Source organism: Parasphingorhabdus sp. (assembly GCF_048269865.1).
GTDB lineage: Bacteria > Pseudomonadota > Alphaproteobacteria > Sphingomonadales > Sphingomonadaceae > Parasphingorhabdus.
The window spans coordinates 174188-196775 of sequence record NZ_JBLWUA010000005.1 but is presented as its reverse complement, the minus strand read 5'-3'; the positions used below and the strand labels follow the sequence as shown (position 1 = coordinate 196775).

Genomic DNA, 22588 nt, shown 5'->3' with positions numbered 1-22588 from the left:
ATGGATTTTATATCAGTTCTTTCAATTTTCGTGATGGCCTGTTTTGTCGGCTATTATGTCGTCTGGTCGGTGACTCCCGCCCTGCATACGCCGCTGATGGCGGTGACCAACGCGATCTCTTCGGTGATCATTGTCGGAGCGCTGATTGCAGCAGCGGCAGGTGCGCAGGCCGATGGGGGGCAGACCGCCAAGTGGCTGGGTCTGCTCGGTGTTGTGCTGGCCAGCGTGAATATTTTTGGCGGTTTTGCCGTCACGGAGCGGATGCTCGCCATGTACAAGAAAAAGGAGCGCAAATAATGCGGACGGCATTGCTTGGCGCATCGGCGCTTCTGTTCTCTACCCCGGCCCTTGCCTCTACCGGCGAGCCGGTAAACCCTTGGGTTGCAGCTGCCTATCTGGTGGCCGGCGTATTGTTCATTCTGGCCCTGCGCGGCCTTTCTTCGCCGGAAACCAGCCGGGCGGGTAACCGCTATGGTATGGTCGGCATGCTGATCGCCGTGATCACCACGCTGGTCACGCACAGCGTTGTCAGTCTTCCCGAAATTGCTGTCGCAATCGTGATCGGTGGCGGTATCGGTTTCATCACCGCGCGCAAGATTGCGATGACCGATATGCCGCAGCTGGTCGCGGGCTTTCACTCGCTGGTCGGTCTCGCCGCTGTACTGGTGGGTATTGCAGCCTATCTCAATCCCGGGGCGTTTGGCATTTTGGATGCGACCGGTGAAATATTGACGGTGAGCCGGGTCGAACTGGGCCTTGGCGTGGCCATTGGTGCGATTACCTTCTCCGGTTCGGTGATCGCTTTTCTCAAGCTTAACGGCAATATGTCGGGTGCGCCGATCATGCTGCCGATGCGCCATGTGATCAATCTTGGCGTACTGGCCGGCATCATCGGCCTGACCGCCTATTTTGCGATTGCTCCGACGGTCGGCACTGGGCCAATTTTCTGGACGATCATCGGTCTGAGTTTCCTGATCGGATTCCTGCTGATCATTCCGATCGGTGGCGCAGATATGCCGGTCGTGGTGTCGATGCTGAACAGCTATTCCGGCTGGGCGGCGGCAGCGATGGGCTTTACTCTGGGCAATACAGCGATGATCATCACCGGCGCGCTGGTGGGTTCGTCCGGTGCGATCCTGTCCTACATCATGTGCAAGGCGATGAATCGCAGCTTTATCAGCGTGATCGCGGGCGGCTTTGGCGCGGACAGCGGGCCAAGCGACGGCGCGGCCAAGATCGACCGGCCTTGGAAGCGGGGTTCCGCCGAAGACGCTGCCTATATGATGAAGCAGGCGGAAAGCGTGATCATCATTCCGGGCTATGGTATGGCCGTGGCGCAGGCGCAGCATGCCTTGCGCGAAATGGGTGATGAGCTGAAAGAGCTGGGTGTCAGCGTCAAATATGCGATCCACCCGGTCGCGGGCCGGATGCCGGGTCATATGAACGTGCTGCTCGCCGAAGCCAATGTGCCTTATGATGAGGTCTTTGAGCTGGAAGATATCAACAGCGAGTTCGCTCAGGCCGATGTAGCGTTCGTCATTGGTGCCAATGACGTGGTCAATCCGGCGGCGAAAACCGACAAATCCTCGCCGATTTACGGGATGCCGGTATTCGACGTCGACAAGGCCAAGACCATCTTCTTCATCAAGCGTTCGATGGGCGGCGTTGGCTATGCCGGTGTCGATAACGAGGTCTTTTATATGGACCAGACGATGATGCTGCTTTCCGATGCGAAGAAAATGTGCGAAGAAATCGTCAAAGCGCTTTAGACGCTATTTTTGACATTTCGGGGACATGAACTTCAATGCGGAAAATTGGCCTGATCGGCGGGATGAGCTGGGTCTCGACAGCCAGCTATTACACGCGAATAAACAGCATCGTGCAAAAACGGCTGGGTGGTTTTTCCAGCCCGCATTTGCTGATCGAAAGCGTGAACTTCAGCGACTATGCGCGGCTGCAGTCGGACGATGACTGGGATGCTGCGGCTGGCCTGATGACGCGGGCGGCCAAGCGGCTGGAACATAGCGGTGCCACTGCGCTCCTGATCTGCTCCAATGCCATGCACAAAATTTATGACCGGGTGCAGCCGGAGGTGAACGTGCCGATCATCCATATTGCGGATTGTGTCGGTGACAAAATGGTGGCGGACGGAGTAAACTCGGCAACCCTGATCGGCACCCGCAATGTGATGACGGAAGGTTTCTACCGCAAGCGGCTGGTCGGCAAGGGGATCACGCTTTCTCCGCCCGACGAGGAGCGGGTCGAGGAGATTGACCGGATCATCTATGAGCAATTGATGTTCGGTCTGAAAAAGCGCGAGTCCGAGCGGACGATGAAAACCTATATCACCAATATTGCCAAACAGGAGATTCAGGCGGTTGTGCTGGGTTGTACCGAGCTGGACCTGATCGTGGATACCAAGGCCAATATTCTGCCGATTTACGACAGTACCGAGATTCACGCTGATGCGGCCGTGGAATGGATCCTCGCGGACGGCTGAGCGGGGTCCGCTCCTGACTAACTGACATCCATGTCAATGCTCTTGGCAGCGGCGACATTTTGCGGCATTATCTCGGCTTCTTGTAGGAGAGAGATATGATCCGCAGTCTAATGGTGGCCACCGCGCTGTGCCTGAGCGCCCCTTCACTCGCAAAAACCGTCACGGTCGATCCCGGTTCCGATGCCCAGGAACGGCTGCAGGAAGCGCTGATTCTGGCCGAACCGGGCGATGTCGTCGAACTGGGGGCGGGGCGCTTTGATCTGGTCGATGGCCTTTCGCTCGATGTCGATAATGTCACGATCCGCGGCGCGGGCATGGACCAGACGGTGCTGAACTTTGCCGGACAGCTGGGGGCGGGCGAAGGTCTGCTGGTGACGTCAGACCATGTCGTGCTGCGCGACTTTGCGATCGAGGACAGCAAGGGCGACGGCATCAAGTCAAAGGGCGCGGACGATATTGTCTATTACAAGGTCCGGGTGGAATGGACCCGCGGGCCGCATCCGGAAAATGGTGCCTATGCGATCTATCCGGTCGAAAGCAAGAATGTGCTGGTCGACAGCGTCACCACGATCGGCTCGTCCGATGCGGGCATTTATGTTGGCCAGTCGGAAAATATCATCGTCCGCAACAGCGTCGCAAAATATAATGTTGCCGGGATCGAGATAGAGAACAGCATCGGCGCGGACGTCTATAACAATATCGCGGTCAACAATACCGGCGGGATCCTGGTGTTCGATCTGCCCAATATTCCGAAGCAGGGCGGGCGCAATGTCCGCGTGTTCGATAATCTCGTGATCGACAATAACACTCCGAATTTCGCGCCGGAGGGCAATATCGTCGCGCAGGTGCCGACCGGCATGGGCATCATGGTGATGTCGCATTATGATGTCGAGGTGTTTGAAAACCGGCTCGCCGAAAATGGCACCGGCAATATCCTGATCGTGTCCTATACCCAGGAGCAGAATGATCCGAAATATAACCCGAAGCCGATTGGCGTAAGGGTGTTTGAAAATATGCATGGACGGGCCGGCTACAAGCCCGCCTTCCCCGGCGGCGAGCAACTGAAGGCCGCTTTTGGTGGCGCTATTCCTCCGATTATCGAGGATGGCACCGGCGAGAATATCCAGATCGGCGATGATGTAGCGGTGCTGACCATGGGACTGACCGAACCCGGCCAGCCGCTGACAGAAGCCAAGCCGGCACTGGCGGCAGCAGCGAGCGAGCCGTTTGATGGCCGACAACTGACGCCGATCACGCTGCCGCAGGCGATGGAGGACGCGATCCAGTAATGCGGCTGCTGCTTTCCGTCTGTGCTGTTCTGGGGCTGGCTTTTTCCGCTGGCGCGCGCGCGCCGGAGCCGGTGTCGGACGCAGTGATCCTGTCCGATGGCCTGCCGCGTCTGCTGTCCGACTATCGCTTTTTCCGGGATGATGCCGGTTGGCAGCCGAATGACCGGGTCGTACCTTATCAGCTGAATACGCCCTTATTCTCCGATTATGCAGAGAAATACCGGTTCATCTATGTGCCGCCGGGAGAGCAGGCGAAGGCCGGGGGGGACGGCTTGCTGGATCTGCCGGTGGGATCGGCGCTGATCAAAAGCTTTGGCTATGAGATTGAGGGCAAGCCGCGCTTGCTGGAGACCAGAGTGCTGTTGCACCGGGCCGATGGCTGGCTGGCGCTGCCCTATGTCTGGAACGAAGCGCAGACCGAGGCCAGGCTGAAAGTCGCGGGCGCACGGATTCCGGTGACCTTCACCGATCCCTCGGGTCAGCAGCGGTCGATTAGCTACGGGGTGCCGAACAAGAACCAGTGCAAGGAATGCCACGCCCTGTCCGGGGCGGTGACGCCGATCGGGCCGAAGGCGCGCAATCTGACCCATGGCGGGCAGCTGGAAGAATTTGCAAGGCTGGGTCTGATCGACGCGGTGCCGGTGGTTGACTATGCAGTGCCGGTCTGGGGCGAGAGCAGCGCGCCGCTGAACGCGCGGGCGCGCGGTTATCTCGATGTCAATTGCGCTCATTGCCACAATATCAATGGCTCGGCGAGCAACTCCGGGCTGTTCCTGACCTATGAGGAGACGATGCCGGTGCGGCTGGGCATCAACAAAAGACCGGTGGCGGCGGGGCGGGGCAGCGGCACGCATGATTTCGACATCGCGCCCGGTGAGCCCGACGAGAGTATCCTGATCTATCGGCTGAACAGTCTGGAGCCGGGGATCAGCATGCCGGAGGTCGGGCGGACGACGGTACATGCGGAAGGCGTGGCGCTGCTCCGGGAATGGATCGCGGAGATGGAATGATGTTTTTTGTTTTACCTCAAGCGCCGGGCGCGGACATCCGTCCGCTTGGCTATCCTCGCATAAGCTCGGGCGCGCAGTCGCGCTAGCCTCCGCTGCGCGTCGGTCTGATGTCCGATGTAGAGTTTGTTTTTCCGAGGCGCGGCCGAGGCAAGGCCGACCGGCCGCCGCGCCTTATGGCGCGAAAGCCAAGGGCGCGGATGCGCCCGCCCGGCGTTTGAGGTTAGAAAATACCGCTATTTCGCGCGGGTCCAGTCCTGTCCCTGACAGATAAACGCAATGCACCCTTTCATCTTCAGCTTGTTCCGTGATTGAAGGCTGACTTCCGACCGGTAGGTTTTGCCGCTTTTCGGGTCATAAACCTTGCCGCGCCAGATATCGTCATCCGGCCGGAAGCCGGTCAGGATCGGCATGCCGAGCAGCGTGCGGCTGCGCAGGCTCTTGTCAGGATTGTTGACGTCCTTCTGCCCCACGCCATTGGGCGGGGTCACCAGATATTTGTGGATCCGGCCGCAAACCGACTTGCCGCACTGGGAAATCCGGATGATGGCATCGCGTTCCTGCGTGATCCAGTCGCCCATGATCGAATCCGCTGCCATAGCCGGGGTTGCAAAGGCAAACGCGGCGGGGAGCAGGCCAAGGGCCATCTTCATCGGGCTGGGCATGGATACGGTCATAGTCTGGTCCTTGCGATCTGCGGTCTAGGACTGCGGCACTAGATCATCGGGGGTTACCCGAGGCTGAACGCGCCGGAACAGCTTTCCTTTCTCCGCCCAGAAAATCAACAGCAACGACGCAATGCCGCACACCAGGAAGCCGGTGGCCAGAGGCAGCACCGTGCCGTCAAACTGCAGTCCGATCGCAGCGCCGATCATGGCAGAAAGGCCGGACCGGGCAAAATTCTGGAACGAGGAGGCCACGCCCGCCGTCTTGCCGAACGGCTGCATGGCAATCGAGCTGAAATTAGCGCCGGTGAAGCCGACCATCCCCATCGACGGGACCAGCACGGCGGTAAATGTCCATATATTCATCCATCCGGCTTCGGCGAGACCGAAGTGGAGGATGGATACGAGGATGAAAAATATCAGCGCGCTTTGCGATACGCGCCGCGCGCCAAAGCGCATGACGATCCTGGAATTGGTGAAGCTGGCAACCGACATGGCCCCCGCATTCAGCGCGAAAATATAGACGAAAATGTCGCCGACACCGAAGACATCGAAAAATATCTGCTGGGCCGAGGCGATATAGGCGAACAGGGGCGCCATCATCAGGCCGCTGGCCATGACATGACCGAAGCTGTTGCGATTGAAAATGACCCCATACCATGCGGCGGTGACCGATTTGAACTTGATCGGCGTCTTGTCATCAGGATGCAGGGTTTCGGGCAGCCTGGTCATCACCCACAGGAATGCCGACAGTCCGGCGGCGGACAGCACAAGAAAGATGGCCTTCCACGGTGCAACATGGAGAACCAGCTGGCCGAGCAGCGGCGCGGTGATGGGTACGATCATGAAAATCATCATGATCGTCGACATCGCGCGGGCCATCGCATCGCCGTCGTAGCGATCGCGAATGATGCTGTTGGCCAATACGCCCATGGCGGATGCGGCCAGTCCCTGCACAAAGCGGCCGATCAGCAGCAGTTCGTAATCCCAGGCAAGCGCACAGAGAATGCCGAAAATGGTGTAGATCGCAATTGTCACCAGCAAAACCGGCCTGCGCCCGAAGCGGTCGGCCAGCGAGCCATAGAGAATCGAGCCGATGGCCATGCCATAGATATAGGAGGTGATCGTCCATTGCCGGTCATTGACGGCGGGCAAGGCGAAATCGTCCGAGATCAGGCCAAGCGCGGGCAACATGATGTCGATCGCGAGCGCGTTTAGCGACATCAGGCTGGCCATCATGATGACCAGTTCGACGCGACCTATCGGAAAAGGGAGAGCTTTGTTCTGCACCGCCGCGCTATGGCAAGATCGAGCGGTTGTGGCTATACGTTATATTGATACAGGCAAAGATTGGAGCGACAATGAGATTGAATGGTTTGAAGCTCATTCTCTCGCTACTGGCTGCACCCTTTCTGATCAGTCCGGCCCACGCGACACCGCCGCCACCAGGATGCGCGGACCTGATCCTTGCCGGCGATGGAGCGGAAAAGGATATCTCCGATCAATCGGGTGCCCGACTCATGCGTATCGATGGCGACTCACTGCCAGATCCGGCTGCCTTAAAGGCAGCGATCAACCGCGAAGAGCTGGATGCCGCGATTATTGTGGGCGGCAAATTTTCCGGTTGGGATTTTTCGGGATTTTCGCTCCGGCAGGCCTGCTTTGTCGATTCCGATCTGTCCCGGTCAAACTGGTCCAACGCCACGCTTGTGGTTCCCACGTTTGTTCGCACCAATCTGGAAGGGGCAAATTTTCAGAATGCCGATATCGCCCACGCCAATCTGCAGAACAGCAATTTGAAGAATGTGAACGCGCGGGGCGCGGATATTTCATGGGGAAGACTGGGCGGCGGCTGGTTTGAGGGCAGCGTCGAGGGCTGGGATGTCGATGGCGCGAATATGACCGGTTTCCGGTTCGAGTGCGGGATCACGCTTTCGGATGGCTGTCCTGTCTATCAGGGCGGCGACGGGATCAGTGCCAGGTGGACAGATTTTAGCCGGGCCGTGCTGCACAGTTTCGGCCTCTATGATGCCGATGTGGCGGGCGCAATTCTCGATCAAACGATCATCGGCCCGGGTCAATTGCCCGATCTGGAGAAGGCGCAATTTCGTGGGCCCGTCATCCTGCGCGGGGGTGATCATGATGTCGGCGTGAGCGCCGATGAGGCGCGCACCCTGCTTGCCGTCCATGCGGAGCAGCAAGCGGCTCAGGCCCGGCCGTCCTTTGATTGCAGCAAAGCCTCGAGCAAGGTTGAACAGGAAATTTGCGGCGAATATGCCAGTGATCTGCGTGTGGCGGATCGCGATGTTGCCACTCTTTATCAGCGGGCCAAGGCTGTCGATTCCGGTGTCCGGGCCAGTCAGCGGGTCTGGTTACAGCAGCGCAACCGCTGTGCTTCGGCGGAATTTCCGTCGGACTGCATCCGGCAAAGCTACAGCCTCCGCAAGGGCGAACTGCTTGGCCTGATCGGGGAGACGGATTGGCTGGCTCCCGGAGAATCCGCCCTGTTTGTTGATGATGTTCTGCCGCTCCCCGCCGCTTTTCGGCAATCCAAGCTGTTCGTCAGGATCGTGCCGGTTCTGGCAGGCGCGTCGATGACCGAGATATTGGTCGAGCGCGCCGATGACGGCCTGTATGCGATCAAGGGCAGCGCGGTCGGTGCCAACGCTCATTTGTGCAGCCTTTCCGCCTCGCATCTCTACCTCGACAGGGAAACCGGATGGTATATTCCCGTGTCCGAAGGGCCGGCGATGCCAATTTTCCGGATCATCGATGGCAGGCTGGAAATCTTTGCGGGAGGCAAACCGGATTATGAAAAATATCCGGACGCTTCGGATTTCATGGGTTGCGGTATGCGCGCAAGCTTTGGCGAGACGGTCCGCATCGATGCGGACAAGGGGATGATCGAACGCTATCGAAAGTCGCTGACCGAGGAAATGTAGCGCCTCCCCAAGCCGGGAAACAGACGCTAAACTGGTGCCATGTCCGATTCCGCCCCCGATCTGCTGCAGCGCAAGATCATCCATATCGATATGGATGCCTTTTTTGCCAGTGTCGAGCAGCGCGATTTTCCCGAATTGCGCGGCAAACCGGTCGCGGTCGGTGGATCATCCAAGCGCGGAGTGGTTGCGGCGGCTTCCTATGAGGCGCGCAAATATGGCGTGCGCTCGGCGATGCCGTCGGTCACCGCCAAGCGCCGTTGCCCGGACCTGATTTTCGTCAAGCACCGGTTCGACGTCTATCGCGAGGTGTCGCAACAGATTCGCGCGATTTTCCGGATGCACAGCGATCTGGTGGAGCCGCTGTCGCTGGATGAGGCCTATATCGACGTGACGGAGGACAAGATGGGGATCGGCAATGCCACAAGGATCGCCGAGATGATCCGCGCCGAAATCCGGAAGCAGACTGGCCTCACCGCCAGCGCCGGGGTCAGCTATAACAAGTTTATCGCCAAGATCGCCTCTGACCAGAACAAGCCGGACGGGATCTGCGTGATCAAACCGCATCAGGGCGCGGATTTTGTCGCGCAACTGCCGGTGCGGCGTTTCTTTGGCGTTGGCCCGAAAACGGCGGAGCGGATGGCCAAGCTGGGCATTCACACTGGCGCGGACTTGCGGGCGCAGTCACAGGAGTTTCTGCGCCAGCATTTCGGCAAGTCGGCCGGCTATCTGTTTCGCGCTTCGCGCGGCGTTGATCATCGCGAAGTCCGCGCCCACCGGATTCGCAAGTCGGTCGGCGGCGAGCGGACTTATGGCGACGATCTGGTCAGCGATACCGATCTGCAGGATGCGCTGGAGCATATCATCGATATTGTCTGGAACAGTATCGAGAAATGCGAGGCACGCGGGCGGACGGTGACGCTGAAGGCGAAATATGCTGACTTCCGGCAGGTGACGCGGTCGCAGTCGGTGGACCATTATGTTGCGGATAAGGCAGAGTTTGCGCGGCTTGGGCGCGATCTGCTGGCGAGTATCATGCCGGTGGAGAACGGCGTGCGGTTGCTGGGGCTGACGCTGGCCAATCTGGAAGGGGCGGAAGCGAGCGGCGAAGAGACTTCCGAGCACATGGAGCAGCAGGCCTTCGAGTTTTAGGTCTGGTCATATTCTTGTGCTCCGCACTTGATGCGGAGCTCTGCGCTACGAAGAGGGTGTTTGCCTCCCAGGGCTCCGCATCGAGTGCGGAGCACAACATCACTTGCGCGTTTGCCGCCAGAGCTCCGCGTCGAGCGCGGAGCACAAGGTTTCAGAAACTCATTTCGTCGTAGATGCGGCTGACGTCGCCGTTCCATTCGCCGTGGTAGCGGTCGAGCAGCTGGGCGGCGGGGGATTTGCCCTTGGCGACGACTTCGCGGAGCGGGTCGAGGAAGCCGCTTTCATTGTCGCCGCTGCTGTTGAGACGGTTGCGGGCGGTGAGGCCGGCGGAGGATATTTCGAGGATTTCCTTGGCGAGATCGTTGAGCTTGCCGCCGCGCGGCAGTGGCGTGTCGAGACCGTGTTTGGGTACCGCGTTGCGCAGTGCCTCGCGTTCTTCCATCGTCCAGTGCTTGACCCGGTCCCAGGCGGCATCGAGCGCGGTCTGGTCGTAGAGCAGGCCGACCCAGAAAGCAGGCAGGGCGCAGATTCGGTTCCACGGGCCGCCATCGGCACCGCGCATCTCGAGGAAGCTTTTCAGGCGCACTTCGGGGAAGGCGGTCGAGAGATGGTCGTTCCAGTCGGACAGAGTCGGCTTTTCGCCGGGCAGCACCGATAGATTGCCCTTGAGGAAATCGCGGAAGCTGAGGCCGGCGGCGTCGATATATTTGCCGTCGCGGAAGACGAAATACATCGGCACGTCGAGCATATATTCAGCATAGCGTTCGTAGCCGAAGCCGTCCTCGAACACGAAGGGCAGCATGCCGGTGCGGTGCGGATCGGTGTCCGACCAGATATGGCTGCGGAAGCTCTGGTAGCCGTTGGGCTTGCCCTCGGTGAAGGGTGAATTGGCAAACAGCGCGGTGGCCAGCGGCTGCAGCGCCAGGCCGACGCGGAATTTCTGGGCCATGTCGGCTTCGCTGGCATAGTCGAGATTGACCTGGATGGTGCAGGTGCGCAGCATCATGTCGAGGCCGAGATTGCCGACCCGCGGCATATGGTCGAGCATGATCTTGTAGCGGCCCTTCGGCATGATCGGCAGTTCGGCGCGCGTCTTGTCCGGCCACATGCCCATGCCAAGGAAGCCTTTGCCGGTTTTCTCGCCGATTGCCTTCACCTGATTGAGATGGCGGCCGGTTTCGTTGCAGGTTTCGTGAAGATTTTCGAGCGGCGCGCCGGACAGTTCGAGCTGGCCGGCGGGTTCGAGGCTGATCGCGCCGTCGGTGCCGGACATGGCGATCACCTTGCCGCCTTCTTCCACCGTCTCCCAGCCGAATTCGCGCATCGCCAGCAGCAGGTCCTTTATCCCGCCGGGTTCATCATAGCTGGGGGCGTGGTGGTCGGTGGTGGAATAGACGAATTTCTCATGCTCGGTGCCGATCCGCCAGCGATCTTTCGGCTTTTCGCCCTTGATCATCGGTTGGGTCAACTGGGCGATATCTTCGATCACGGGATCGTCGCTGTCTGAAGCTTGTCTGGTGCTCATGATCCGCCTTTAGAAAATGATCAGCGGCGGAGCCACTGAAAAAAAGCTGGTCCGCTGAAAGCTTTTGTTACTTGTCATAGCAGCCACTTGACGGCTGCGAACCCGCCGACGAACAATATCCCGACGACCGTGGTCGCCAAAGCAAAATTATTGTCGATCCATTGCTTCATGGGCGGCCCGAAAAAGCGGAGCAGGGCAGCGACCAGGAAGAAGCGGGCAGCGCGGGCTACGATTGCTGCGCCTATCAGGATGTGCAAGGGCATCGCGGTGCTGCCCGCAGCGATGGTGATGACCTTGAACGGCAGCGGCGTGAAACCGGCCAGCAAGACCACGATCCAGCCCTGCTCGTTGAAACTTTGGGCGAAAAGATCAAATTTCTCGGTTACGCCGTAAAATTCCAGAATCGGTATGCCGAGCGTCTTGAAGAAATAATAGCCGATTGCATAGCCGAGCAGCGAGCCGAGCACCGAGGCAATGGTGCATACGAGCGCGTACCACCAGGACCGCTCGGGCTTTGCCAGACACATTGGCGCGAGCATCGCATCGGGCGGAATTGGAAAGAAGCTGGATTCGGCAAAGCTGATTCCGGCGAGCCATTTGGTCGCTTGCGGATGGCCGGCCTTGTCGAGCATCCATTCATAGAGGCGTTTGAGCATTTTTATTGGATCTCTTTATTGGGCCTCAGGCGCCGGGCGCAGGCATCCGCCTGCTTGGCTTTCCTCGCATAAGCTCGGGCGCGCGGTCGCGCTTGCCTCGCTACGCTCGGTTTGATGGAGATGACACCGAGCGTAGCGAGGCAAGGCCGACTGGCCGCCGCGCCATATTGGCGCGATAGCCAAGCAGGCGGATGCCTGCGCCCGGCGCTTGAGGTTCAAAGAAAAGTTCATTCAGTGCCCCGGCGCGCCGGTGATCTCTTCCATCAGTTCCTGCGGTGTCTCGCGGCCATGATCGGTGCCGGCGGAGCGATGACCTTTGGCCAGCGCGAAGACCACGCCGGACAGCGCCAGCAGACCGACAATATTTGGCAGGGTCATGACGGCGTTGGAAATGTCTCCGAGCCGCCAGATCAGTTCCAGTGGTGCGAACGAACCGATGAAGATCACCAGACACCAGAGCACGCGCCATGCGAAGTGGAGGCGGGTTTCGCCTTTCAGGGTCGATCCGGGGGTCAGGTCATAGAGATAGGTGATCGCCCGTTCGCCATAATAGCTCCAGGTAAGCAGTGTGGTGAAGACGAACAGGATCAGCGCCACCGAAGCGATCAGCGTGCCGATCGGAATGCCGAACACGAGGAACGGGAAGGCCGCGGCAAAGGCGCCCGAGGTCATCGCGAAGCCGTTGAGGTCGGACTGCCAAGCATGTTTCACTGCCTCCGCTGTGCCATCGGCCAGCGTATGGGTGAAATTGCCTTCGACGGTCAGCATCACCAGCGCGGTCATCGTGCAGATCACCACTGTGTCGATAAATGTGCCCATCATGGCAAAGCGGCCCTGTGCTGCTGGATCGTTGGTCTGGGCGACGGCGTGAGCGATCGGGGTCGAGCCTTGTCCGGCTTCGTTGGAGAAAAGGCCGCGGGCGACACCGGCGCGGATGGCGATGATGATCGCTGCGCCGAGAAAGCCGCCGCTGGCCGACTGCGCATTGAACGCGCCGCCGAAGATGCGGCCGAAGGTTTCCGGCAGGTCGGGGATGTTGATGACCAGCGCGATGAAGGCCATCAGCAGATAGGCACCGGCCATCCAGGGAACGATGGTTTCCGCCACGCGGCCGATCGACTTGATGCCGCCGATGATCACGATGAATACGGCGACGGCTGCTACGGCGCCGCCAATCCATTCCTCGACGCCGAACAGCTCATTGGCGCTGTCGCCGAGGCTGTTGGCCTGGATTCCGTTGCCGGTGACCAGCGCGGAGAAGAGCGTGCCGAGGCAGAACAAGATGGCGAGCCAGGTCCATTTGGGGCCGAGACCGATGGTGATATAGCTCATCGGGCCGCCGCGATAGGTGCCGTCTTCGGCCTGTTCGCGGAAGCGGACAGCGAGCGAGCCTTCGGCAAAAGCCAGCGCCATGCCGAACAGCGCGGTGACCCACATCCAGAAGATTGCACCGGGTCCGCCAAGCGTGATCGCGGTGGCGACGCCAGCGAGATTGCCGGTGCCGACCTGGCCGGACAAGGCGGTGGAGAGAGCGGCGAACGGGGAAATTTCGCCCTTGCCGTCGCCGGCCGGTTTCTTGAACAATCCTGCCAAAGCCGGAAACAGGCGCAGCAGCGGATAGCCGCGCAGACCGATCATGAAATAGATGCCGGCACCGAGCAGGAACACCACCATCGGCGGTATCGGCAGTATTTCGGTTCCCTCCCAGGTTCCACCCCAGATAAAATCTGAAACATTGGTGATCGGCACGATCGCTGCCTCAAAACCCGAAACCGGTGCTGCACTCACAAAAATTCTCCCCGATGGCGCGGACGCGCTAAGTCTATGCTCAGTCGCAGGATTAGCAGGCGAACGGTTTTTGGCAAATGCTTTTGCCAAATCGCGGGGAGCGCTTATGCTGGACGGCAACCGGAATATCGGATGGAGTCTGAAAGATGCAAAGCCTGTGGGTGAAGAAAGAGGATCTGGCGCAAGCGGAATGGCACGATAGCGATACGCCTGCTTTGGGAGAGGGCCAAATTCTGCTGGGAATAGAAAAATACGCCCTGACCGCCAATAATATCACCTATGCGGCGGCCGGTGAGGCGTTTGGCTACTGGAATTTCTTTCCGACCGGCGATGCCGAGTGGGGCATTGTGCCGGTCTGGGGTTTTGCCAGGGTGTTGGCATCGGCAAACGCCGATATTGCGGTTGGCGAGCGGGTCTATGGCTATTTGCCAATGGCCAGTCATTTGCTGGTCACGCCGACCAACGTGCAGGATGGCGGCTTTGTCGATGGCGCCGAGCACCGGCAGGGACTGGCGATCATCTACAATCAATATCACCGGCTGGGCAGCAATCAGGGCACGCACGAAGCCGAGCGGGCCCTCTTCCAGCCTCTGTTCACGACGAGTTTTCTGATCGAGCATTTCATGCGGTCAAACGAATGGTTTGGAGCCGAAGCGCTGCTGACGACCAGTGCTTCCTCGAAAACCGCGCTGGGCCTCGCGATGGTCGCCAAAAACCTGAGCCCGGCGATCAAGCGGATCGGTCTCACGTCAGAGGGCAACAAGGCATTTGTCGAGACAAGCGGGCTTTATGATGAAGTCATTGTCTATGATGATCTGAAGCAAGTGGATGCCGGGCAGCCGATCGTCTCGGTTGATTTTGCCGGCAACGGGCGGTTGCTGTCGGACATCCATGCACAATGGGGCGATGGTCTCAAACATAGTGCGCTGGTCGGTGCGACTCATGTCGAAGAGCGCGGCGGCGCGGACGATATGCAGGGGCCGAAGCCGGAGCTGTTCTTTGCGCCGACAGCGGCCGAGACGCTGATGAAGGAAATCGGGCCGGCGGCCTTTCGGGCGCAGGTTGATGAGCAATTTGCCGCCTTTGTCAAAGGGGCCAGCGCCTATCTCACCATCGAGGATGTTGCGGGAGCGGATGCGCTGCAAACGGCCTATATCTCCATGCTGTCCAATGCCGTGGCACCCAGCCGCGGCCTGATGTGTCATATGGATTAGGCGCGGGATTGATTGTGATCCGCCAGGCCAGGATAAGGATCGCATAAGGGGCGCACCAACGGGGAGTTTTGCGTGGCTGAACCAACAGGAAAACCGGACCTTAGCCGTCATGCGCTGTTTGACGGGGTGGCAGCGGAAGCACTGGAGGCCTTGCAGGCAGTTTCCGTAATGCGGCAGATCGCTGGTGGTCAGGTGCTGGTGCGGCAGGGCGATGATGCGGACGCGCTCTATTTTGTCGAATCCGGCCGGTTCCGGGTGGTTATCAACCGGAGCCGGATCGTCGCTCATATTGAAACCGGAGAAGCGGTTGGCGAACTGGCCTTTTTTGCCGGCGGCAAGCGCACCGCCGATGTCGTCGCCACGCGCGATTCCCATGTACTGGAAGTGTCGCGGCGGGCTTTTGACGAGATAGCCCGGAGCCATCCGGAACTGAACGCGGGCATGCTGAAACTGGTTTCGGCCCGACTCGCGGTAGCGACGGCCCGGACGGCGTCCGTGACAGCGAAGAACCCGCGGGTGATTGCGCTGCTGCCAGCCGGAACCAGCCAGATGCCGGATGGTTTTCTGGCGCGGCTGGCAGAGGCTTTTGAAACGGTGGTGCGCGCAGAGACGCCGGTAGTGGCGCTCGACCAGGGGACCAGCGAAGCCGCCGACGCCCAGGAATATCAGGCCTGGCTGGCGGAGCAGGAGGCCAGGGGTGCCTATGTTCTGATCGACGGCAGCGGATCGGAGGACTGGGGGCAGATGGTCTGCCGCAATGCCGATGCGCTGGTGATGGTGGGGCGGCCCGGCAAGATGGACCCCGCGCCCAATGCTATGGAAGAGGTGGCGATGGGCTGGATCGCCGAGCCGCAGCGGACGTTGCTGCTGCTGCGCACCAATAGCAGCAAGGCGATCAGCCGCAGCGGCGAATGGATCGACCCGCGCGCGCCGAAGTTGCACCATCATGTTGCGCTCGACAATGATGCGGACTTTACCAAGGTCGCGCGTTTTCTGACCGGAAGGGCAATCGGCGTCGTGCTGGCTGGTGGCGGGGCGCTGGGCTGTGCCCATCTGGGCGTGATCAAGGCGTTGCAGCAGGCCGACATCCCGATCGACTTTATCGGCGGCGCCAGCGCTGGCGCGGCGATGGGCGGCGCGATTGCAAGGGGATTGTCGGTCGAGGAAACGCTCGATCAGATGGAAGCGATGTTCATCCATGCCAAGGCGATGCGGCGGTTTACCCTGCCGCTCTACTCGCTGCTCGACCCGACCGTGTTCGACCGGGAACTGAGGACCCGGTACGGCACCAAGGATATCGCCGATCAGCCGATCAATTTCTTCGGTGTCTCGACCAACCTGTCGACCAACGGCCTGCACATCCACCGGCGCGGGCCGTTGTGGGAATGCGTGCGCGCGTCGGGCTCGCTGCCGACGATATTGCCGCCCTTTATCGACAGCGACGGCAATATTCTGGTCGACGGCGGGGTGCTCGACAATGTGCCGGTCAAGATCATGCACGGGATCAAGGCGGGGCCGAATATCGTGGTCTCGCTTGGTGATCCCAATGAAATCTGGCGCACTGACGTTCAATATGGGGATATCCGGGGACGATGGTCGCTCATTCGCGATGTCCTGCTCAGACGGAAGCGCGAGGCTGAATTTCCCTCGATCGTGGAAATCATGTCGCGGTCGATGGTCGTGGCAAGCCGGATGGCATCGAAGGAGATGCTGGGCGATCAGGACATATTGGTTAATCCGCCGATCATTCCCGATATGCAGATTCTCGACTGGCATCTGGGGCGGGAACTGGCGGATATGGCCGCTGAATATATCAGTGAACAGGTTCTGCCGACGATGGATTTTGGAGATTAATAAACCAAATAGGTAAAAACTCTTGACATCGTCACGCTGTTTAGGTACATATCAGGAACATCGCGAAATTGTGATTCGGGCCGACGGGCTCTGAACGACCGGCCGGGCCTTCAGACCGGAAGGCCCTTTTTTATGTCCGGATGGTTCGCGGCGGTCCGGTACGGAGTATATTATGGCAAAATCGAAAACCCGGGGAGTATGTGACGACAGGCGCAAGGTGAAGTTTCTCAGCAATCTCGCCACCAGTTCGCACGTCGCCAATTCGGCGGCGGCTGCCGGGGTTGCGGTATCGACCGTTTACAAATGGCGGGAGTGCGATCCGGAGTTTTTCCGGGCATGGATGCAGGCGCTGGCCGCCGGCTACGAACTGCTGGAAATGGATTTGCTCGACCGCGCCCGCAACGGCGTCGAGAAACCGGTGTTTCACGAAGGCAAGCAGGTTGCGATGGTCAGGCAGTTTCGCGACGGCATTGGCGTCAAACTGCTGCTGGCGCACAAGGAAATGGTGGCGCTGGCGCGGGTGGCGGAAGGGCAGATCAATCCGGAGGAAGTGCGCGCCAGCCTGGACCGCAAACTGGCGGACATGCGCGAGAAGCTGTTGAGCGGGCGAGCGCTGGCCGACCAGAGAGCCAAGCCAGCGGCGTCGAGCGACGATGACTGATGGCAGCGATGCGGCGCTTTTTGCCGGGGCGGTGCCACGTCAGCGACGGGCCTTTCTTGCCGGGCTAAGCGCGCAGGAACAGGACGCCTTTCTCTATCACTGGCCGTTCTGGGCGCGGCCCGAACAACGGGCACCGGATGGCGACTGGTTGGTCTGGCTGATCATGGCCGGCCGCGGCTTTGGCAAAACCCGGGCGGGCGCGGAATGGGTGCGCAGCATTGCCGAAGGCGATGGCAGCGCGCGGTTGGCGCTGGTCGGGGCCAATTATGCGGAAACGCGCACGGTCATGGTCGAAGGCGAGAGCGGCCTGCTGTCGATCGCGCCGCCGAAACAGCGGCCGATATGGGAACCGTCGCTGAAGCGGCTGACATGGGACAATGGGGCGCAGGCCTATCTCTATTCGGCAGCGGAACCGGAAGGATTACGCGGTCCCCAGCATAGCCATGCGTGGTGCGACGAGATTGCCAAGTGGATGAACAATGCCGGGCAGGCGGAAGCGGCCTGGGACAATCTGAAAATGGGTTTGCGGGTGGGTTTTCGGCCGCAGCTGGTGGCGACAACGACGCCGCGTCCGGTGGCGCTGGTGCGGGCGCTGGTGAATGCGGACGGAGTGGCGATCACCAGGGGCCGGACGCAGGATAATGATCTGCATCTGCCTGTGGCTTTTCTGACCGCGATGGTGGCGGATTATGGCGGCACGCGGCTGGGGCGGCAGGAGCTGGACGGGGAGTTGATCGAGGAGCCGGAAGGCGCGTTGTGGACGCGGGCGATGATTGAAGGGTGCCGGGTTGCTGCCGTTCGTGTCGAGCGAAGTCGAGACACTGGCGCTACGCCGGACCGGTCTCTCGACTGCGCTCGAGACGAACGGGATGCGGGGCTTGTCCGTATCGTTATCGGTGTGGATCCTCCCGCCTCCAAAACCGGAGATGCCTGCGGGATCATTGTCGCCGCACTGGGCGCAGATGGCAAAGCCTATGTGCTCGCGGATTGCAGCGTGGAAAAGGCCAGCCCGGAGACCTGGGCGCGGCGGGTGGCCGACGCAGCGGACCGGTTTGAGGCGGACCGGGTGATTGCCGAAGCCAATCAGGGCGGGGCGATGGTGAAACCGGTGCTGCATGCAGCGAAGATTTCGCTGCCGGTCAAGCTGGTCCATGCGGCGCGCGGGAAGGTTGCGCGGGCGGAACCGGTGGCGGCGCTCTATGAAAACGGCCGGGTGCATCATGTCGGGGCGTTCCCGCAGCTGGAAGACGAGCTGTGCGGGTTGCTGATCGGTGGCGGATATGAAGGGCCGGGGCGGTCGCCGGACCGGGCGGATGCGCTGGTATGGGCGTTGACGGAGTTGATGTTGGGGAATGAACGGGTGCCGCGGGTGCGGTAGTTGTTCCCCTGCGCAGGCAGGGGGCCATCTCGAGAAGGCTCGTCATTCGCAATGGATATGGCTTGCGCCAAGAGTTGCGGCGGGCGCTTACCAGATCCAGTGCTTTATCAAAAATATTGCAGGAGATGGGCCCCTGCCTGCGCAGGGGCACCGCGCCGTTGTAGCTGCGGACGTTATTTCGTGCTCCGCACTTGATGCGGAGCTCTTACGGGGGTCGGTGTCTGGCCTCCAGGGCTCCGCATCGAGTGCGGAGCACATCTTTGTTATCAAGGAAGATAGATATGACATTCTGGGACAATATTGCGCTCGCCTTCAAGGGCGGGGGCGGCTCTTTGCGGCCGCCGCTTGGGCGCAGCTATATCGGCACTTATGGTGGCGCGGCTCTTTCGGGGGACGCACCTTTTTCTTACGAGGGACGGGTCCGCGAGGCTTATGTCGAGAATGCGATTGCCCAGCGGGCGGTGCGGATTGTGTCGGAGGGCGTCGGTGGCGCACCGCTGTTGCCGGTTGACGATCGGGTTGCGGCGCTGGTGCAGACGAGCAGCGCGGGCCAGTCGTTGCTGGAGACGCTGGCGGCGCATCTGCTGCTGCATGGCAATGGCTATGTGCAGGTGATGGCCGGCGGCGACGGGCAGCCGGATGAGCTTTATGCGCTGCGGCCCGACCGCGTGACGGTGGAGCCGGATGCCAAGGGCTGGCCGGTTGCCTATGTCTATCGCGCTGGTGAGCATGTGACGCGCTTGGCGGCTCAGGATGCAATGGGCCGGGCGGCGGTCATCCATGTGAAGGCCTTTCATCCGACCGATGATCATTATGGGCTCGGTTGTCTGGGGGCTGCGGCGAAGGCGGTGGCGGTGCATAATGCGGCGGCGAAGTGGAACAAGGCGATCCTGGATAACGCCGCGAGGCCTTCGGGAGCGCTGGTCTATGATCCGGGCGCGGACGGGTCGGCGCTGACCGGGGAGCAGTTCGACCGGCTGAAGGCGGAGATGGAAGCGAGCTTTGCTGGGTCGGGCAATGCCGGGCGACCGATGCTGCTCGAGGGCGGGCTGAAATGGCAGTCGATGAGCCTGAGCCCGGCGGACATGGATTTTGTCGCGCTGAAGGAAGCGGCGGCGCGGGAAATCGCGCTGGCCTTTGGTGTGCCGCCGATGCTGCTCGGGCTGCCGGGTGACAATAGCTATGCCAATTATCGCGAGGCCAACCGGGCGTTGTGGCGGCTGACCATCCTCCCGCTGGCCGGGAAGATACTGGACGGGCTGGCGGAGGCGCTGCGGGCCTGGTGGCCGGATGCGGCGCTGGCGGTGGACCGCGATCAGATCCCGGCGCTGTCGGAGGATCGCGAGTGGCTGTGGAAGCAGGTGTGCGAGGCGGATTTTCTGTCGCCGGAAGAGAAACGGGCGATGCTGGGGGTTTAATTTTGTCTCGCGGCAGTTCGCTGCGCTCACGCCTCCGACGGGGAATCTTTATTTTAACCTCAGGCGCCGGGCGGGCGCATCCGCGCCCTTGGCTTTCGGGCCATAAGGCGCGGCGGCTGGTCGGCCTTGCCTCGGCTGCGCCTCGGTTAAAAGACAATCACGAGCGGGAGCGCCGAACCGAGCATAGCGAGGCAAGCGCCACCGCGCGTCGGGCGATAGCCCGCCCCGTCGGAGGCGTGAGCGCAGCGAACTGCCGCGAGACATAGCGAAATATCCCGCGCCCGGCGCTTGAGGTCAAAACGGAGTTTTCAAAAAAATGCAAAACGAAGAAATGCTGGCTCGCCTGATGGCGCAGGCGGAAGGCGATGGCGCGGATCTGGTGACGCTGCGCGCGATTGTCGAGGATGCGACCGATAATGGCGCGGCGCGGGTGCTGGACCGGCTGGGGCTGGCCGATCCGGGAGCGGAGGACGATATTGACGAACTGCGCGAGCTGCTGCGCGCCTGGCGCGATGCCAAGGCGAGCGCTTGGAAAGCGGCGATCCGCTGGGTGGTGCGCGGGGTGCTGGCGCTGCTCCTGGTCGGGATCGCGATGCGGTTGGGGCTGGGGGATCTGGTGACGTGAGGGCGGTGGGGCAATCCGTTAGCCCTGAGCTTGTCGAAGGGTGTCGCTCGTCCGAGAGGCGTGGTTCGACAGGCTCACCACTAACGCAAAACGCCGCGAAAGGCCCTTCGACAGGCTCAGGGCGAACGGGATATTCGGACCGCATTCGCTTTGCCGGTTATGCAGCGATTTTTGACCGGGTGGACCGGGGCGGGGATATTATTCGTCGTGGGGCCTTTGGAGTCTTTCCGGATGGACAGTCCCTACCGCTGTTGTGGCAGCATGATCCGCTGCGGCGGATCGGGACGGTGGATTTTGTCCGGGAAGACCGGCGCGGATTGCGCGTGATCGGGACGGTTTCGACTGCGACCAGGGCTGGTCGAACCGCTGCCCGGATGTTGCAGGGCAAAGCCCTGAAAGGGCTGAGTTTTGGCTACCGGGTCAAGCGGGCGGAGGGCGAGATTCCGCGCGAATTGCTCGATCTGGATGTGGCGGAGATTTCCCTGGTGACGTCGCCGATGCAGGCATTGGCGCGCGTTCATCTGGTTCAGTAAAATTAATTTTTCGCGCGAGGTCGCGAAGTCACGAAGTGCACGCTCCCGCTTCGTGGCTTCGCGACCTCGCGCGATTCATAGGTTCAATTGAAGATAACCCAGGAAAGGAATGTTATGGAACTCTCTCCCGAAAACCCCCTTGAAACCAAGGCCGATCCGCTGGAAGCGTCTTTTGATGCGGTGCTGATCGCCGAGGAAACGCAGCAACATGGTGAGGCGATTGCCGCCTTGCGCGGTGATGTTGACGGTCTGAAAGGGCAGGTCGATGCGATCGGCAAGGTTGCGGCGCGGCCGGTGCTTGATGGTGCCAAAGGCATGCCGTCCTCGTCTGCCGCGCAGGATTTTGTGGCCAAATATCTCCGCCGCGGCGAGCAGGCCGGGGTTGAGCTGAAGAGCTTTTCCGGTGCCTCGGGGCCCGAGGGCGGCTTTGCCGTGCCACAGGAGATTGATGCGCTGATCGGGGCGACGCTCAAGGATATTTCGCCGATCCGGTCGATTGCGACCGTGGTGCAGACGGGGACCGCTGGTTATCGCAAGCTGGTGACTACGGGTGGCACGCCATCGGGCTGGGTCAGCGAGACGGCTGCGCGGCCGGAGACGGATACGCCGGATTTCAACGAGATCGCGCCGCCGAGCGGCGAGCTCTACGCCAATCCGGCGGCGTCGCAGGCAATGCTGGATGACGCGGCCTTTGATGTCGAGGCCTGGCTGGCCGACGAAATCGCACGGGAATTTGCCCGGGCGGAGGGCGCGGCCTTTATCAGTGGATCGGGCGTGAACCAGCCGCGCGGCTTTCTCAATGCCGCGGTAACCGACGAGAGCGACGATGTTCGGGCCTTTGGGTCCCTGCAATATGTGGCGTCCGGTTCGAGCGGCGGTTTTGCCAGCGAGGATGTGCTGGTCGATCTGGTGCATACGCTACGCCCGGCTTACCGGCAGGGCGCCGCGTTCGTGATGAACAGCGCGACGCTGGTGCAGATCCGCAAGTTCAAGACCGCGGATGGCGCCTTCCTGTGGCAGCCTTCGCTGGCCAGCGGGCAGCCGGCGACCTTGCTCGGCTATCCGGTGGTCGAGGCCGAGGATATGCCCGATATTGCCGCCGACAGCCTGGCGATCGCCTTCGGCAATTTCCGTGCCGGTTATCTGATCGCCGAGCGTCGGGCGACGCATATTTTGCGCGATCCGTTCACCAACAAGCCGTTCGTCCATTTCTACGCGACGAAGCGGGTCGGCGGGCAGTTGATGAATTCGGAAGCGATCAAGCTGATGCAGTTCAGCGCTTCCTGAACCCCCTTGCTGCGCTTCGGCGCAGCGCGTCCGTGCCGGTTGCTCCCCTCTCGATCCGGCACGGGCGCACCTTTTCTGAAAATCTAGCGAAAGGAGC

20 protein-coding genes are annotated in these 22588 nt (G+C 60.8%); 15 read left to right on the top strand and 5 right to left on the bottom strand.

The features are described 5' to 3' along the window. From ACN0WW_RS08790 to ACN0WW_RS08770, 5 genes are all read left to right on the top strand, one after another. Positions 1 to 297: an NAD(P) transhydrogenase subunit alpha gene (locus ACN0WW_RS08790; protein WP_417611511.1), complete on the top strand. Its 297-nt coding sequence runs from the start codon at positions 1 to 3 to the stop codon at positions 295 to 297. Next, complete coding sequence (locus ACN0WW_RS08785) at positions 297 to 1769, top strand: NAD(P)(+) transhydrogenase (Re/Si-specific) subunit beta (RefSeq protein WP_417611509.1); 1473 nt, start codon at positions 297 to 299, stop codon at positions 1767 to 1769. The genes ACN0WW_RS08790 and ACN0WW_RS08785 overlap by 1 nt, the downstream gene beginning before the upstream one ends. 35 nt (positions 1770 to 1804) lie before the next feature. After that, on the top strand, positions 1805 to 2500 hold the full coding sequence (locus ACN0WW_RS08780) for an aspartate/glutamate racemase family protein (protein ID WP_417611507.1): 696 nt from the start codon (positions 1805 to 1807) through the stop codon (positions 2498 to 2500). 95 nt (positions 2501 to 2595) lie between these two features. Next, entirely contained in the window at positions 2596 to 3789 is a 1194-nt protein-coding gene (locus ACN0WW_RS08775) for a parallel beta-helix domain-containing protein (protein ID WP_417611505.1), read from the top strand. After that, on the top strand, positions 3789 to 4799 hold the full coding sequence (locus tag ACN0WW_RS08770; RefSeq protein WP_417611503.1) for an SO2930 family diheme c-type cytochrome: 1011 nt from the start codon (positions 3789 to 3791) through the stop codon (positions 4797 to 4799). Before ACN0WW_RS08775 ends, ACN0WW_RS08770 begins: the two co-directional genes overlap by 1 nt. A 233-nt stretch (positions 4800 to 5032) precedes the next feature. Here the strand turns inward: ACN0WW_RS08770 and ACN0WW_RS08765 are convergent, their stop codons facing one another. Then, positions 5033 to 5473 carry a DUF2147 domain-containing protein gene (locus tag ACN0WW_RS08765; RefSeq protein ID WP_417611501.1) on the bottom strand — a complete coding sequence of 147 codons (441 nt, stop codon included), beginning with the start codon at positions 5471 to 5473 and terminating at the stop codon, positions 5033 to 5035. 24 nt (positions 5474 to 5497) lie between these two features. Beyond that, entirely contained in the window at positions 5498 to 6751 is a 1254-nt protein-coding gene (locus ACN0WW_RS08760) for a multidrug effflux MFS transporter (protein ID WP_417611499.1), read from the bottom strand. A 71-nt stretch (positions 6752 to 6822) separates the two neighbouring features. On the opposite strand from ACN0WW_RS08760, the gene ACN0WW_RS08755 reads away from it, so the two are divergent. Together ACN0WW_RS08755 and dinB are read left to right on the top strand one after the other, a co-directional pair. Continuing rightward, the gene (locus tag ACN0WW_RS08755) at positions 6823 to 8403 is read left to right on the top strand and encodes a pentapeptide repeat-containing protein (RefSeq protein ID WP_417611497.1); all 1581 of its coding nucleotides are present in this window, start codon (positions 6823 to 6825) and stop codon (positions 8401 to 8403) included. 39 nt (positions 8404 to 8442) lie between these two features. Then, positions 8443 to 9552: a DNA polymerase IV gene (gene dinB, locus ACN0WW_RS08750; protein WP_417611495.1), complete on the top strand. Its 1110-nt coding sequence runs from the start codon at positions 8443 to 8445 to the stop codon at positions 9550 to 9552. A gap of 151 nt (positions 9553 to 9703) precedes the next feature. Here dinB and ACN0WW_RS08745 read toward each other — a convergent pair whose 3' ends face one another. From ACN0WW_RS08745 to ACN0WW_RS08735, 3 genes are all read right to left on the bottom strand, one after another. Next, entirely contained in the window at positions 9704 to 11077 is a 1374-nt protein-coding gene (locus ACN0WW_RS08745; protein WP_417611493.1) for a glutamate--cysteine ligase, read from the bottom strand. A gap of 74 nt (positions 11078 to 11151) precedes the next feature. Further along, a complete protein-coding gene (locus tag ACN0WW_RS08740; RefSeq protein ID WP_417611491.1) occupies positions 11152 to 11733 on the bottom strand; it encodes a YqaA family protein in 582 nt (193 codons plus the stop codon). A 231-nt stretch (positions 11734 to 11964) separates the two neighbouring features. Continuing rightward, positions 11965 to 13521: an alanine/glycine:cation symporter family protein gene (locus tag ACN0WW_RS08735; RefSeq protein WP_417611489.1), complete on the bottom strand. Its 1557-nt coding sequence runs from the start codon at positions 13519 to 13521 to the stop codon at positions 11965 to 11967. A gap of 146 nt (positions 13522 to 13667) precedes the next feature. Here ACN0WW_RS08735 and ACN0WW_RS08730 point away from each other — a divergent pair, with 146 nt between their 5' ends. From ACN0WW_RS08730 to ACN0WW_RS08695, 8 genes are all read left to right on the top strand, one after another. Beyond that, complete coding sequence (locus ACN0WW_RS08730; RefSeq protein ID WP_417611487.1) at positions 13668 to 14735, top strand: DUF2855 family protein; 1068 nt, start codon at positions 13668 to 13670, stop codon at positions 14733 to 14735. Between the two features lie 72 nt (positions 14736 to 14807). Next, on the top strand, positions 14808 to 16589 hold the full coding sequence (locus ACN0WW_RS08725; protein WP_417611485.1) for a patatin-like phospholipase family protein: 1782 nt from the start codon (positions 14808 to 14810) through the stop codon (positions 16587 to 16589). 172 nt (positions 16590 to 16761) lie between these two features. Further along, entirely contained in the window at positions 16762 to 17250 is a 489-nt protein-coding gene (locus tag ACN0WW_RS08720) for a hypothetical protein (RefSeq protein WP_417611483.1), read from the top strand. After that, the gene (locus tag ACN0WW_RS08715) at positions 17243 to 18628 is read left to right on the top strand and encodes a DNA-packaging protein (RefSeq protein ID WP_417611481.1); all 1386 of its coding nucleotides are present in this window, start codon (positions 17243 to 17245) and stop codon (positions 18626 to 18628) included. The genes ACN0WW_RS08720 and ACN0WW_RS08715 overlap by 8 nt, the downstream gene beginning before the upstream one ends. Before the next feature lie 281 nt (positions 18629 to 18909). Then, positions 18910 to 20046 carry a phage portal protein gene (locus tag ACN0WW_RS08710; protein WP_417611479.1) on the top strand — a complete coding sequence of 379 codons (1137 nt, stop codon included), beginning with the start codon at positions 18910 to 18912 and terminating at the stop codon, positions 20044 to 20046. 316 nt (positions 20047 to 20362) lie between these two features. Further along, on the top strand, positions 20363 to 20671 hold the full coding sequence (locus ACN0WW_RS08705) for a DUF6127 family protein (RefSeq protein WP_417611477.1): 309 nt from the start codon (positions 20363 to 20365) through the stop codon (positions 20669 to 20671). Beyond that, complete coding sequence (locus ACN0WW_RS08700) at positions 20668 to 21204, top strand: HK97 family phage prohead protease (protein ID WP_417611475.1); 537 nt, start codon at positions 20668 to 20670, stop codon at positions 21202 to 21204. The genes ACN0WW_RS08705 and ACN0WW_RS08700 overlap by 4 nt, the downstream gene beginning before the upstream one ends. 114 nt (positions 21205 to 21318) lie before the next feature. Then, positions 21319 to 22491, top strand: coding sequence for a phage major capsid protein (locus ACN0WW_RS08695; RefSeq protein WP_417611473.1), 1173 nt, complete (start codon positions 21319 to 21321; stop codon positions 22489 to 22491). Positions 22492 to 22588: the final 97 nt, after the last annotated feature.